Annotated in this window: 12 protein-coding genes and 1 pseudogene; 12 read left to right on the top strand and 1 reads right to left on the bottom strand. The window is 60.5% G+C overall.

Annotation, left to right across the window (positions count from 1 at the left end; genetic code table 11):
* Positions 1-51: 51 nt before the first annotated feature.
* The 12 genes from ABJO75_RS14260 (at position 52) to dctP (ending at position 12,861) form a co-directional block, all read left to right on the top strand.
* On the top strand, positions 52-1,053 hold the full coding sequence (locus tag ABJO75_RS14260) for an ABC transporter permease (RefSeq protein ID WP_348132743.1): 1,002 nt from the start codon (positions 52-54) through the stop codon (positions 1,051-1,053).
* Entirely contained in the window at positions 1,050-2,588 is a 1,539-nt protein-coding gene (locus ABJO75_RS14255; protein ID WP_348132740.1) for a sugar ABC transporter ATP-binding protein, read from the top strand. The genes ABJO75_RS14260 and ABJO75_RS14255 overlap by 4 nt, the downstream gene beginning before the upstream one ends.
* Positions 2,585-3,553, top strand: a complete 969-nt coding sequence (locus tag ABJO75_RS14250; protein ID WP_348132737.1) for an ABC transporter permease — start codon at positions 2,585-2,587, stop codon at positions 3,551-3,553. The genes ABJO75_RS14255 and ABJO75_RS14250 overlap by 4 nt, the downstream gene beginning before the upstream one ends.
* A 144-nt stretch (positions 3,554-3,697) precedes the next feature.
* A complete protein-coding gene (locus ABJO75_RS14245) occupies positions 3,698-4,459 on the top strand; it encodes a FadR/GntR family transcriptional regulator (protein ID WP_348414115.1) in 762 nt (253 codons plus the stop codon).
* Between the two features lie 200 nt (positions 4,460-4,659).
* A complete protein-coding gene (locus ABJO75_RS14240; protein WP_348132732.1) occupies positions 4,660-5,721 on the top strand; it encodes a sugar ABC transporter substrate-binding protein in 1,062 nt (353 codons plus the stop codon).
* Between the two features lie 9 nt (positions 5,722-5,730).
* A complete protein-coding gene (locus ABJO75_RS14235; RefSeq protein WP_348132729.1) occupies positions 5,731-6,546 on the top strand; it encodes an ATP-binding cassette domain-containing protein in 816 nt (271 codons plus the stop codon).
* Positions 6,536-7,756, top strand: a complete 1,221-nt coding sequence (locus ABJO75_RS14230) for an ABC transporter permease (protein WP_348132726.1) — start codon at positions 6,536-6,538, stop codon at positions 7,754-7,756. The genes ABJO75_RS14235 and ABJO75_RS14230 overlap by 11 nt, the downstream gene beginning before the upstream one ends.
* 6 nt (positions 7,757-7,762) lie before the next feature.
* On the top strand, positions 7,763-8,206 hold the full coding sequence (locus ABJO75_RS14225; protein WP_348132724.1) for a gluconate 2-dehydrogenase subunit 3 family protein: 444 nt from the start codon (positions 7,763-7,765) through the stop codon (positions 8,204-8,206).
* Positions 8,196-9,815, top strand: a complete 1,620-nt coding sequence (locus ABJO75_RS14220; RefSeq protein WP_348132721.1) for a GMC family oxidoreductase — start codon at positions 8,196-8,198, stop codon at positions 9,813-9,815. Before ABJO75_RS14225 ends, ABJO75_RS14220 begins: the two co-directional genes overlap by 11 nt.
* Before the next feature lie 8 nt (positions 9,816-9,823).
* A complete protein-coding gene (locus ABJO75_RS14215) occupies positions 9,824-11,284 on the top strand; it encodes an aldehyde dehydrogenase family protein (RefSeq protein WP_348132719.1) in 1,461 nt (486 codons plus the stop codon).
* Positions 11,281-12,450: a mandelate racemase/muconate lactonizing enzyme family protein gene (locus tag ABJO75_RS14210; protein ID WP_348132718.1), complete on the top strand. Its 1,170-nt coding sequence runs from the start codon at positions 11,281-11,283 to the stop codon at positions 12,448-12,450. Before ABJO75_RS14215 ends, ABJO75_RS14210 begins: the two co-directional genes overlap by 4 nt.
* A 39-nt stretch (positions 12,451-12,489) precedes the next feature.
* A complete protein-coding gene (gene dctP, locus ABJO75_RS14205) occupies positions 12,490-12,861 on the top strand; it encodes a TRAP transporter substrate-binding protein DctP (protein WP_348132716.1) in 372 nt (123 codons plus the stop codon).
* A gap of 19 nt (positions 12,862-12,880) precedes the next feature.
* Here the strand turns inward: dctP and ABJO75_RS14200 are convergent.
* A pseudogene (locus tag ABJO75_RS14200) lies at positions 12,881-13,003 on the bottom strand (IS6 family transposase); the annotation flags it as partial.

Raw genomic sequence — 13,003 nt, 5'->3', positions numbered from 1 at the left:
AGAGGGGGCCGGCCGGCTGGCCGCCCCCTTGGCCCCAAAAAGGAGCAGCCTGTGTTCTATTCGACAAGCATGCAGAGGGCGCAATCGTCCTTTGATATTCTGGGCGCTGTCCGGGCCATGGTCCGGCTGTCATTGACGGCATTGCGCGAAAGCTGGGGGTTGATTGCGGCGTTGCTCCTGCTCGTGGCAATCTTTTCATTTGCGTCGCCGTGGTTTTTCAACACGCTGGTTCTTGAGCGGGTTATCACAAACGCCTCGTTTACCCTGATCATGGCCGTCGGGATGACATTGGTTATCGCAACTGGTGGCATTGACGTGTCGGTCGGGGCGGTTCTTGCCCTGACCTCGATGACGGCCGCAATGTTTATGATCATGGGGGTCAATGTCGTGCTCGCGGCGGCGATTGGCCTTGGGCTTGGTGCCGTGATCGGGGCGGTGAATGGCGCGCTGATATCCTATCTCAAACTACAGCCCTTTATCGTCACGCTGGCCGCGCTGAGCCTCGCGCGGGGGTTGACCCTCATCCTGTCCGATGGGACGCCGGCGATGGGCTTGCCCGAGAGCTTTACGCGGGCGTTCAAGGACGAAATGGTTGTGATCCTGGCCTTGGCGGTGCTCGTCGGGACGATGTGGATGATGCACCGCACCCGGCTTGGCATTCATATCCGCGGCATCGGCGGTAATCCGACGACCTGCTATATCTGCGGTGTTCCGGTGAACGGGCTGCGGATCGGCGTCTATACGGTGCAGGGTCTGTTGGCCGCGCTGGCGGGGTACACGCTAACTGCGTCATTCGATGCGGCCGAACCCACGGCTGGGCTCTCTACCGAATGGCTCGAGGCATTGGCCGCACCGATCATCGGGGGCAATACGATGGCAGGTGGGCGCGCCCGCTTGTTTGGCACACTCATGGGGTGTCTGATCCTGGCGACGATGCGGTCGGGTTTGAACATTTCCGGTGTCTCGGTTCCGTGGCAACAGGTCGCAATCGGCGCGATCATTGTCGGGGCCGTCGGTCTTGATGCCCTGACCCAACGGCGGCGCGAGGCATGACCATGCAGCCAATCATTGCAGCCAGACAGATCAGCAAGCAATACGCCGGGACGCGCGCGCTGGACGGTGTCGATTTTGAGATCAACCCCGGCGAGGTATTGGGGCTGATCGGCGAAAACGGTGCCGGAAAATCCACTTTGATGCGGATCATTTCAGGCATTGAACAACCCAGCGACGGGGAATTATCCGTCAATGGCGCCCCAACGGTCTTTGCTGGTCCTCAGGCGGCGCAGGCCCAAGGTATCGCGATGATCCCGCAAGAGGTCATGTTGGTCGATGATCTCACGGTAACCGAAAACATCTTTCTGGGGCACGAACCCACGAGCCGTATTGGCACGTTGCCCAAGTCCCGGATGCGTGCGGCGGCGGTTGATATCCTGAAAACGCTCGACAGTGAGCGCATCGATCCGGACCAGCCGACGGGCTCCTTGCCGAAAGGCATGCAGCAGATCGTGGCGATTGCCCGGCGGGTCATTCAGGGCGGATCGGTGTTTGTGATGGACGAGCCGACCGCATCGCTGACCGGAGAAGAAACGCAATCCTTGTTTCGTCTGCTGCGCCGCCTGAAATCCGAAGGCAAGTCATCGGTTTTCATTTCTCACCGTTTAGAAGAGATGCTCGATATCTGTGACCGTATCGTGGTTCTGCGCGACGGAGCGCTGGTCGGCAACTATCCGAATGACGGCAGCTTGACCAAGGACAAGCTCGTGGCCGCCATGGTTGGCAGCGTGATCGCGGAAGAGTTTTCGCGCAAGGTGTCAGATGTCGGTTCTGTCATGCTGGAACTTGACGGGGTCGAGATCACGACATTCCAGGGTCGCAAGACACCGCCGATTTCTCTTGCCGCCCATGCCGGCGAAGTTGTCGGCGTCACCGGCTTGGCGGGGATCGGTAAGACGGAGATGGCGCATCTTTTGTCTGGATTGCGGGCGCCTTTGGCAGGGCAAATTCGGTTGAAAAGCAAGCCAATCAAGCTGCATTCGCCGGTCGACGGGTTGAAAAATCGCATCGGGCTGGTTTCCGAGGACCGCCGCGCGGAAGGGTTGGTGTTGGGGCTTTCGGCCCTGGCAAACATGACGCTCACCAGCCTGCGCCGGCTTATGGGAAGCCACCGCATCAACGCCGCAAAGGAACGCGATGTGGGGCTTGGTATGGTTGACAATCTCTCGATGCGGCCGGAATATCTTTCGCGCGAGGCAAATCTTTTGTCCGGCGGCAACCAGCAAAAGGTCGTGATCATCCGCCAGCTCTGCGCGGAAACCGAAGTGCTTCTGCTGGATGAGCCGACCAAGGGTATCGACATTGGCGCAAAGGCCGAGGTCTATCGTCTGATCGGCGATTTTGTGGCCGAAGACAAAACCGCAGTCCTGTTTTCCTCTGAACCACAAGAGGTTCTGGGCGTTTGCGACAAGATATATGTGCTGACCGCTGATGGCTTTCTGGGGCCATATCCCAAAGGCACCTTGGATTATGCAGGGCTGATGGCGCTCGAATTCGGGACCGCGCAGTCACCCGGTTTGGAGGCCACGTCATGAACGCACTTTTTGATACCATTCGCGAGCGCCATCTGCAGCTATTGCCAGTTATCATTCTGATCGCGGTGGCGATGGTGTTTCTGTCCGACGGTTTCACGACCCAGCAGAACATCGTCAATCTGGCAAACCGCGTTGCCATCAATCTGATCATTGCCGCCGGCATGACATTGCTCATTACATCCGGTGGGATTGACCTGTCGGCGGGGTCGACCGTTGGGTTGTCGGCAGTGGCGGCGGCGATCTATTTTCAAAACGGTTGGGACATTGCCCTTGGCCCGGCCGGGGCGATACTGTTCGGGATCGGCGCGGGGGTGGCGGTTGGTCTTGTGAACGGCGTGCTTGTGGCATTTCTGAATATACCCGCGTTCATTGCCACGCTCGGGACAATGCTTGCCGTGCGGGGGCTGGTCTTTATCACGTCGGGCGGGCGGACGATCATGGGGTTCGGCCAGGGTTATATAGACACGTTTTCCGGTTTTACGTTGGGTGTTCCGCGTGCTGTGATCGTTGCGACATTGACGGTTATTGTTGCGGCCTTTGTGTTGAACCGGACGATTACGGGGCGCCTGCTTCAGGGGCTCGGAGGCAATGAACGATGCCTTTACACCGCCGGGATTCGGGTCAAGCGCCTAAAGCTTGGGGCCTATGCGATGATGGGGGGGCTTGCGGGGTTGGCCGGGCTGACGCTCTCGGCATCCATGTCAGCCGCCGAACCCTTTGCGGGCACATGGTACGAACTGGACGCGATTGCCGTTGTCGTCATGGGCGGCACCGCATTGTCTGGCGGACGGGGGACGCTCATGGGAACGACTCTGGGGGCGATCCTGCTTGGCCTGGTCGGTAACTCGATCAATCTGCTTGGTATTTCTGCCTATTATCAGACCTTTGTCGTCGGTCTGATGATCATGGCCGCGATCGTCGTGGGCAGCCCGGTACTGACTGGCACGCGCAAGGGACAGTCCTGACGCGGATTCGCTTTGGGGGCTTCGATTGGGCGATTAGACGGCCGCTTGACGCAAAAGGCTTGGTCAAATTCCTGCATCGCAATAGTTGTCAAAAACGGAACAAAACCGTAGACACAGGAAACATCAGATGTTTAATATAAACCTATGAATGAAATGCTGTACTATGACCTGAAAGATGCAAGCGGAGTGGCCCCGGGTCTTGCGACGCAGGTTTCGCGCGAGTTGGGCCGGCGCATCGTCGGCGGCTATTACAAGGAAGACGCGCTCATTGAAGATGAGAGCAAGCTTTCGCAGCGGTTCGGAGTCAGTAAATCCGTGATCCGCGAAGGTGTTAAATTGCTGGTGAGCAAGGGGCTTCTTGATGTCAAGCGCGGCAGCGGAACGCGGGTCCGCCGGCGTGCCAGCTGGGCTTTGCTGGACGATGATGTGCTGGCCTGGCACCTGTCAGTTGATCCCAAGCCGGCGTTCCTGCGGCAGCTGCTTGATATCCGGCGTATGATGGAGCCCCGGGCCGCGGCCTGGGCGGCGTTGAACGGGACCGACGAACAGCTCACGGAAATCGAGCAGGCGCAGGTCCGGATGGAGGAAGACTCCCGCTCGATCGAGGATTTCGTCGTTGCCGATGCCCTGTTTCACCGGGCGATCCTGCGCGCGGCGAACAACGAGTTGCTGCAGGCGATGGAAGGGGTGATCTTTTCGGCCTTGCTGAGTTCGATCCGTCTGACCAACCGGGATCCGCGCGAGAATGCACATTCGATCCCGTTTCATCGCAAGGTCCTGGACGCCATCAAGACACGTGACGCTGATCTGGCCGAGCTGATGATGAACGACCATCTGAACGATACGGGGCAAAGGCTCGAGGCCGCGCTCTCGGAATTGCAGGGCGTTGCGGCCCCCAGACCGTAGCGATGACATACTGAAATCGGGGTTCTTGAGTTCTCCGGGGGTACGACTCATCAGCCTGCAGTGGTGTGCAGCCTGATGGAGGCAGCGCGGTATCGGCTTCAAACAACGCCGCACTGCCAGATCAAACCCGAAATATTCGGGAGAAACCACCAGACGAAACCGCGCCCGACGGGCGCAGGAACATCAACGAGGAGGATATGATGTTTTCCAATCTTACAAAAGGTCTGCTTGCGACCACCATAATCGCCGGAGCGGGACTCGCGGCGCAATCGGCATCCGCGTCCGACATGGTGGCTTTGCTGTTGCCCGAAAACGTGAACCCGCGTTGGGAGCAACAGGACGCGGCCGCCTTTGTTGAAACGATGAAGAACATCGCGCCGGATGTCGATGTCGAGGTCTTCAACGCCAATAATGACACCTCTGTTCAACAGCGTCAGGCCGAACAGGCGTTGACGCAGGGCGCAAAGGTGCTGGTTGTCATTCCGATCGACGGAGAGAGCTCGGCGATCATCGCTGATACCGCCGCCGAAGAGGGCATTCCGACAATCGCCTATGATCGTATGATCAATTCGCCGAACACGAAATTCTGGGTTCAGGCCGATATGCATGCCACCGGCGCCGCACAAGCGCAACACGTTGTCGACAATACGAAATCTGGTGACACGCTGGTGCTGTTGAAAGGGTCCCCGACCGATCCGAATGCGGCGGTGATCCACGCGGGTCAGGTCTCGGTGCTCGAACCATTGTTCGCCTCGGGCGAGCGCGTCATGGGATATGAAAACTGGACCGAAGGCTGGGATCCGGCGATCGCGCGGCGCTCGATGGATCAGGCGCTGACCCAGCTCAACAACAATGTGCAGGGCGTTGTGTCGTCCAATGATGGCAATGCCGGCGCCGCGATTGCCGCCATGGAAGAACAGGGCATGGCAGGAACCGTACCGGTGTCCGGGCTGGATTGCACAGTGCAGGCACAGCAACTGATGTTGCTGGGCAAGCAGACGCAATGTGGCTGGCGGCCTCTGCATGAAATGGCGGCGGCTGCGGCGAATGTGTCGGTGCGGTTGCTGAACGGCGAGGATTACTCTGATCTGGCGACCGAGACGGTTCAGAACGGGGTTGGCGCCGATGTGGCCTTTGTGCCGGTCGATAGCTATTCCGCCGTGGGTGCCGAAGGCGTGGCCTATGTCATCGAGAACGATCCCTCGATCACCAAGGACATGGTTTGCCAGGGCGAAGCGGCCGCGTCCGACTTCTGCAAGTAAGCCAGACGCATGACATCCGAAAAACGAACGGTGGGGCGCAATGCCCCACCCCCTCACCTGCGCGTCAGCGGGATTCACAAGCGATTTGGCGGTGTCCATGCGCTGCGTGGTGTTGATTTTGAAGTCGCCCGTGGCGAGGTCATGGCGCTGGTAGGTGACAATGGCGCCGGCAAGTCCACCTTGATGAAGGTTCTGGCCGGCGCGCATGTCGCCGAAGAAGGACAGTTCTTTATCGATGAAGCCCCGGTCAGTGTGACGTCACCGCATGACGCCAGCGACCTGGGCATCCAGATTGTCTACCAGGATCTTGCGCTGTGCGAAAACCTTGATGTCGCGGCGAACCTGTCGCTGGGAGCTGAACCCGTGAAAGAGGGCTGGTCCTTCTTGCCTCGTCTTTTGCGCCCGCTGGACGATCTTGAGATGGAAGTGAAGGCGCAGGACGCGATCGACCGGTTGCAGGTGCGCACGCTGAAGTCGGTGCGGGCCAAGGTGGGCGGCCTGTCCGGTGGCCAACGTCAGGCCATCGCCATCGCGCGTGCAGTGGGGGCGGATGGTTCTGTGGTTATGCTGGACGAGCCGACGGCCGCGCTCGGCGTGGCGCAGACACGGCAGGTTCTCGATGTGGTCAAGCGGTTACGCGATACCAATCATGCGGTCGTCTACATCTCGCACAATATGCGCGACATCTTTGAAGTTGCCGACCGCATCTGTGTGCTTCGTCACGGCGGCAATGTCGCGACATGGCGCAAGGACGAGACGACCCCGGATGAAATTTTGGTCGCGATGACGCGTGGCCTGGATGACGAGGCGACAAATGCAGCCTGAATATACGCTTTCCTTGATCGACCGGCTTCGCCTGATGCGCGAATCCCGGTTCGGGGCCTTTGTGCCCGTGCTGTTGGCGCTGGCGGCAATCTGGGCCTATTTCGGTCTGGCAGTGCCGCTGTGGGAATATTGGGGTGACCCGGATGCAGAAAGCATCCGCTTTATCTTTCTCAGCCCGCGCAACATCTACAATTTGTTCATGCAATCGGCCGTGATCGCCACTCTGGCAGTCGGGATCACCGTCGTGCTCTTGCTGGGTGAGATCGACCTGTCGGCGGCGGCCACTGCCGGTGTATGCGCGGCCTTGCTTGGTGTTCTGGTTCTGGCCGGGGTTCCGGGGCCTGTTGCCTGCCTTGTCGTCATGGGCGTCGGGGTCGTGATGGGCACGGTTCAGGGCATTCTGGTGGCCTATGTCGGCATTCCTTCGTTTGTTGTCACGCTTGCGGGCCTGCTGGGCTTTCAGGGGGTGATGCAAAAAATTCTTCCCACTGGAAACCTGAACGTCGGCGACCCTTTCATCAGGGGTCTGGCCCGCATCCTGCTTCCCGATGCCATTGGCTGGGGTCTGGCCGTACTCTGCGTGGCGGTCTTTGTGGTCCTGGGCCTGCGCAAACAAGGCCAGCGCCGGGCGCGGGGGCTTGAGCTTGACAGTTCAGCCGCTGTCTGGGGGCAGATCGTGTTCTTTGGCGCCTTGATGCTCGCCACAGTCGCGACGCTGAATGCCTATCGCTCGGTGCCATTGCTGATCGTGCTGCTCATGGCGCTGACGGCGCTGGTGGGCTGGATTACCACTTCGACGCCCTATGGCCGCTCGATCTTTGCGGTTGGCGGCAACGCCGAGAGCGCGCGCCGCGTGGGTATGAACGTCAAACGCATCCGTGTATCGGCCTTTGCCATCGTCGGGCTGATGGCGGCCATCGGCGGCATTTTCGGCGCCTCCCGTTTTGGATCGGTGTCCTATACCGCCTTTGCCGGTGGGTCGCTATTGCTGGAATCCATCGGCGCTGCGGTCATCGGCGGCACCTCTTTGTTTGGCGGGCGCGGCTCGGTCTGGAACGCGATCCTTGGTGCGCTGGTCATCGGCTCGCTTGGCAACGGGTTGGACCTCTCGGGGGCAAGTGCGGCCGACAAACTGATGTTCTCAGGCGCGATCCTGCTCCTGGCAGTGGCCATCGATGCGGTGTCCCGCTCGGGCACGTCGGAAAGGTAGGCGACCATGTGGGCGACCGATGAAAGAGTGCTGCTCGACGCGATTTTGGACGTGTTGATCCCGCCGGGCAAAGCAGGCCGGATACCGGGGGCGGGGGAATTGGGGGTGGCGGATTTCATTGCCACTGCCGATGCCTATGCGCGCGATCCAATGGGAGCGGCAAGAGCGGTGATCGCCGCCGTGGGACATGGCTTTTTGACCTTGCCCACCGACCAGCGCGTCGCCGCTCTCAAACAGATTGAAGCCACCCATCCACGGGTCTTTGCGACGCTCGTTCAGGTGACCTACATGGGATACTACAGGCGCCCCGATACCCGCCCGCTATTCGGGGTCGCGGGCCATCCGGTTCATCCCCAGGGCTATGTCGTTGCACGCGAAAGCGATGCGCTGATGGCCGATCTGACCGCGCCGGTGCGGGCGCGGGGAAGGGTGTATCGCGATGCCACATGATCCCGTTGATGTTCTGATCATCGGCGCAGGGGCGTCCGGGGCCGCGATTGCGTGGTCGCTGTTGGAAACCCGCATGCGCATCCTGTGCCTTGAGCAGGGACCGCACGTCAGAGACGAGGAGTTTCCAAGCCGGGACGCGGATTATGAACTCGCCCGCTATGGCAGGTTTTCCTGCGATCCGAATGTGCGGGGCCTGAAACAGGATTACCCCATCGAGGTCAGCGACAGTTGCATCTCGCCCGTCAACTTCAACGGGGTGGGTGGCTCTACGATCAATTTTCTGGGGCATTGGCCGCGGATGAAGCCATCGGATTTCAGAACCGAAACGCTGGACGGAGTCGGCGCGGATTGGCCGATCGATTACCATACGCTCGCCCCGTTCTACGACGTCAACGACCGCAATACCGGCGTGTCGGGGCTTGGGGGCAATCCGGCCTATCCGGATTACACGCCCGAGCTGCCTCCGATCCCGATTGGCCGGCTCGGACAGAGGTTGGCCAAGGGGTTCAACGATCGTGGCTGGCATTGGTGGCCTTCGGATGTATCCATTCTGAGCCGTGATCATGACGGGCGCCAGAAATGCGTAAATGCGGGCACCTGCGATCTGGGGTGTGCGGCGGGGGCCAAAGGCGGAACGAATTTCACCTATTGGCCGATGCTTGTGAACGCCGGAGTCGAATTGCGCACAGACTGCCGCGTGCGCGAGATCCTTGTCGATCAGGACACCGGGTATGCCACCGGCGTGCTCTATCATGGTCCGGACGGGCAGCTACACGAACAAAAGGCCGAACTGGTCGTCATGGCCTGCAACGGCATCGGGACGCCGCGGCTTTTGCTGCACTCGACATCAGGGTTGTTTCCCGATGGGTTGGCCAACCGCTCGGGATTGGTGGGGCGCAACCTGATGTTTCACCCGCTGAGCGGTGTATCGGGGGTGTTTGATGAACCGATGCGCGGCCACGAGGGGCCGATGGCCTGCTCGATCCTGTCGCAGGAATTCTATGAAACCGATCCGGACCGCGATTTCGTGCGGGGCTATGGGCTGCACTCGGGTCGCTCCACCACGCCGATGACCTTTGCGCTTGGAGGCTATGGCATCGACAATCCGATCCCATGGGGGGTCGAACACCGCGAGATCATGGACAATGTCTATCCCAATCTGGCCGGGCTTACCGTGGTCAGCGAGGACCTGCCAGAAGAGCACAACAGGGTCACGCTAGATCCCGACCTGACCGACAGCGACGGCATCCCCGCGCCCCGGATCAGCTATCGGCTCGGCGAGAATACCCGAAAAATGCTGCGCCATGGCGAAGAGCGCGCCAAGGAGGTTTTGCTCGCCGCCGGGGCGAAACGCATCATCAGCAAGGGCGATGACAGGGTGTGGTGGCGCGCCGGCTGGCACCAGATGGGCACCTGCCGGATGGGGGATGACCCCGCAAGCTCGGTGGTGAATGGCTGGGGCCGCAGCCATGATGTCAGGAACCTGTTCATCGTCGACGGATCGATCTTTCCCACGGCCGGTGCGGTCAACCCGACCTCCACCATCCAGGCGCTGGCGCTCTACATCGGTGACCGCATCAAGACCAACATCGCAACCCTGTTTGATTGAGACGCGACATGGAATTTCCCACGCAAATGTACATTGACGGAACCCTGGCCGATGGCCGGGCCAGCCGTGACATCATCAACCCCGCGACCGAGACGGTGGTTGCGACGGTCGCCGTGGCCGGAGCCGAGGATGCCGATCGCGCTTTGAACGCGGCCCGCGACGCCTTTGCCGGCTGGGCCGCGACCTCGGTGGCCGAACGGCAGGGCTGGATGCGCAAGCTGCGCGACGAGGTGATCGCGCAGGAAGACTGGCTGCGCAGCTGCATTCATCACGAAATGGGCAAGCCCTGGGCGCAGACCGAGGAAGACTGGGACCGGCTGGTTGCCTCGCTCGACTTTTATGCCGAAGAGATTGCGCGTGTGAACGATGAGATTCTGGTTGACCGCGCGGGCAGCCATTCGCATCGGGTGGTGCATGAACCGGCGGGCGTGGCATTGGCGTTTCTGGCCTGGAACTTTCCGCTATTGAATCTGGCGTTCAAAATCGGACCGGCGATGGCGGCGGGGTGCCCGATCATCATCCGCCCGTCAGACGCCACGCCGATTTCTGCCTATGCGGTGGGTGTTCTCTGTGCCCGTATCGGCCTGCCCAAAGGGGTTGTGCAGATACTGGCGACCGAAAGCTATGCGGTCGCTGATGCCTTGACTGCCTCGACAATGCCACAGGTTGTGACCCTTATCGGATCGACCCGGACTGGGCAGCATATTATGCGCACCGGGGCCACATCCATCAAACGCTATTCGATGGAGCTGGGCGGCAACGCGCCGGTTCTGGTGTTCGAGGATGCCGACCTGGATCTGGCGGCCGAGATCGTGACCGGGGTCAAATTCAGCAATGCGGGGCAAATCTGTGTGTCGCCCAACCGCGTGTTTGTCGCCGAGGCCGTGCGGCAGGTGTTCGAGCAAAAGGTGGTTGAACGAGCCCGCGCGGCACAGGTCGGATTTGACCGCAACGCCGAGATCACCACCGGGCCGGTCATCGACGGGCGGGCGTGGACGCGCCTGAAGGGGCTGATCGACGACGCGGTGTCCGAGGGCGCGACGCTGCTTGCGGGCGGCGATCGACCAGAAGGGCAGATGACGGGGCATTTCCTTGCGCCCACGGTGCTGACCGATGTGACGGAAACCATGCAGGTCTATCGGCAAGAGACCTTTGGCCCGATCGTTAGCATCATCCCGTTCGCGCAAGAAGGCGACCTGCTGCGCATGGCGAATGACTGCGAAGAGGGCGGTTTGACCGCATATGTCTTTACCCGTGACCTTGCGCGCGCCGAAGCCTGTGCGGCCCGGCTGCGCTATGGCGAAATCCAGATCAACGGCGTCAAATACGATATCGATTTGCCGCATGGCGGGATTGGACAATCGGGCATTGGTCATGATTGTTCGTCCCTCGCGCTGCATGACTACCTCGTCAAGAAACGGATCACGCGCGCTCTTGATACCAACAGCTTTGGAGGGTTGAACCCATGAAGATCACCCGCATCACAAGCCATGTGCTTGGCTATGACTTGCCCGAACCGCTGGGCTATTCGCAGCAATATTACTACAAGCGCACCGCCCATCTGGTCGAGGTGGAAACCGACGAAGGTATCACCGGCTGGGGCGAGTGTTTCGGTGCCGGCAACATCGCTCTGGCCAACAGGGGGATCGTCGAACAGGTCATCCAGCCGATGGTGCTCGGGATGGACCCGCTGGACCGGGATGTGATCTGGCACAAGGTTTACAACCTGATGCGGGACCACGGCCAGAAAGGCATGCCGATGCAGTCGCTTTCGGGTGTGGACATCGCCCTGTGGGATATTGCGGGTCAGGTCGCGGGGTTGCCGCTTTACAAGCTGATCGGCGGTGCGCATCGCGACCAGATCAAAGTGTATGGCTATGGGATGATGCTGCGTCCAGAAAGTGCTGACAGCCTTGTCGACAGATTCGTCGATGAAGCCGCCGCGATCCGCGACAAGGGGTTCGCGGCAACCAAGATGAAGGTCGGTCTTGGCCCCAGGGATGACGTGCGTCTGATCGAAGCGGTGCGCCGCGGTGTCGGGGACGACTATCGGTTCATGGTGGATGCCAATCACGGCTATACCACCCACGACGCGTTCTACGTCGGGCGTGCGATGGAGGAATTCGATCCCTACTGGTTTGAAGAACCCGTCGCCCCCGAAGACCTGGATGGCTATCGTGAATTGCGCAGCGGGCTGAAGGTCAATATCTCGGGTGGCGAGGCCGAATTCAACCGCTGGGGCTGGCGCGCCCTGCTCGAGAGCAGGGGGCTGGACATCGCGCAACCCGAGGTCTGCGCTCTGGGCGGCATCACCGAATATCTGCGGGTTCTCGCGCTGTGCCATGCCCATTTCACACCGGTGGTCAACCACGTCTGGGGCTCGGCCATCGCGGTTACAACCAACATGCACCTGCTCGCGGCCATGCCGCCCTTGCCCGGCGGTCTTTTCCCGTGGGAGCCGATGCTGGAATTCGACACCACCCACAACGCCTTTCGTGACGAGCTTCTGGCCACGCCATTGGACATTCAGGGGCAGGTGGCCGCCAACAATGGTCTGATCGCCATTCCCGATGGTCCGGGACTGGGCGTGACACCTGATCGCGAATTCATACGCCACTACGAGATCGGAACCTGAATCCGGCCGAACTGATACTTTCCAATCATCGAGGATACCATGAAACTGCAAACATTCTCCAAAATCGTCCTTCTTGCTGCCGGCGGGACCATGTTCACCACCGTGGCCATGGCGCAGGATGTCACACTCAAACTGGGTGTTGTAACGCCAACCGATCACCCCCATTCGATTTCGGCGCGGGAATTTGCCCGACTGGTCGAGGAAAAGACCGGGGGTGAGGTCGCCGTGACCGTCTCGGACAACGGGGCGCTTGGCTCGAACCCCGAATTGCTGGACGCGGTGCAGACGGGCGTGATCGATTTCACCGTATCCACCCCGGGTGTTCTGGCCGAGTATTCGCCCGCCATGGGGATATTGGAGCTGCCCTATGTCTTCCAAAGGGATTGCCAAGTTGCTGACCGTGGCTATTAAAGCTCTGGTGATCGGTCGATCACGCCACCAATTCGGCGGTGTAGTCGGCCCAGAGGCTGAAAGCATCGGCCCGAGCGTGGCGGTATGATGTTGCGGTGAGTCTGTAACGGCGGGGACGGAAGATCAGGTTGATCGGGTCGTG

Origin of the sequence: Sedimentitalea sp., from assembly GCF_039973035.1 — a bacterium.
GTDB lineage: Bacteria > Pseudomonadota > Alphaproteobacteria > Rhodobacterales > Rhodobacteraceae > Sedimentitalea.
Note: the sequence above shows the minus strand (reverse complement) of the source record. Positions and strands in the feature narration are given on the sequence as shown.

Coding starts and splice junctions, on each gene's coding strand:
- ABJO75_RS14210 (WP_348132718.1), top strand. CDS start 11,281: ATGAAGATCACCCGCATCACAAGCCATGTGCTTGGCTATGACTTGCCC.
- ABJO75_RS14220 (WP_348132721.1), top strand. CDS start 8,196: ATGCCACATGATCCCGTTGATGTTCTGATCATCGGCGCAGGGGCGTCC.
- dctP (WP_348132716.1), top strand. CDS start 12,490: ATGAAACTGCAAACATTCTCCAAAATCGTCCTTCTTGCTGCCGGCGGG.
- ABJO75_RS14255 (WP_348132740.1), top strand. CDS start 1,050: ATGACCATGCAGCCAATCATTGCAGCCAGACAGATCAGCAAGCAATAC.
- ABJO75_RS14225 (WP_348132724.1), top strand. CDS start 7,763: ATGTGGGCGACCGATGAAAGAGTGCTGCTCGACGCGATTTTGGACGTG.
- ABJO75_RS14230 (WP_348132726.1), top strand. CDS start 6,536: ATGCAGCCTGAATATACGCTTTCCTTGATCGACCGGCTTCGCCTGATG.
- ABJO75_RS14245 (WP_348414115.1), top strand. CDS start 3,698: ATGAATGAAATGCTGTACTATGACCTGAAAGATGCAAGCGGAGTGGCC.
- ABJO75_RS14240 (WP_348132732.1), top strand. CDS start 4,660: ATGTTTTCCAATCTTACAAAAGGTCTGCTTGCGACCACCATAATCGCC.
- ABJO75_RS14215 (WP_348132719.1), top strand. CDS start 9,824: ATGGAATTTCCCACGCAAATGTACATTGACGGAACCCTGGCCGATGGC.
- ABJO75_RS14250 (WP_348132737.1), top strand. CDS start 2,585: ATGAACGCACTTTTTGATACCATTCGCGAGCGCCATCTGCAGCTATTG.
- ABJO75_RS14235 (WP_348132729.1), top strand. CDS start 5,731: ATGACATCCGAAAAACGAACGGTGGGGCGCAATGCCCCACCCCCTCAC.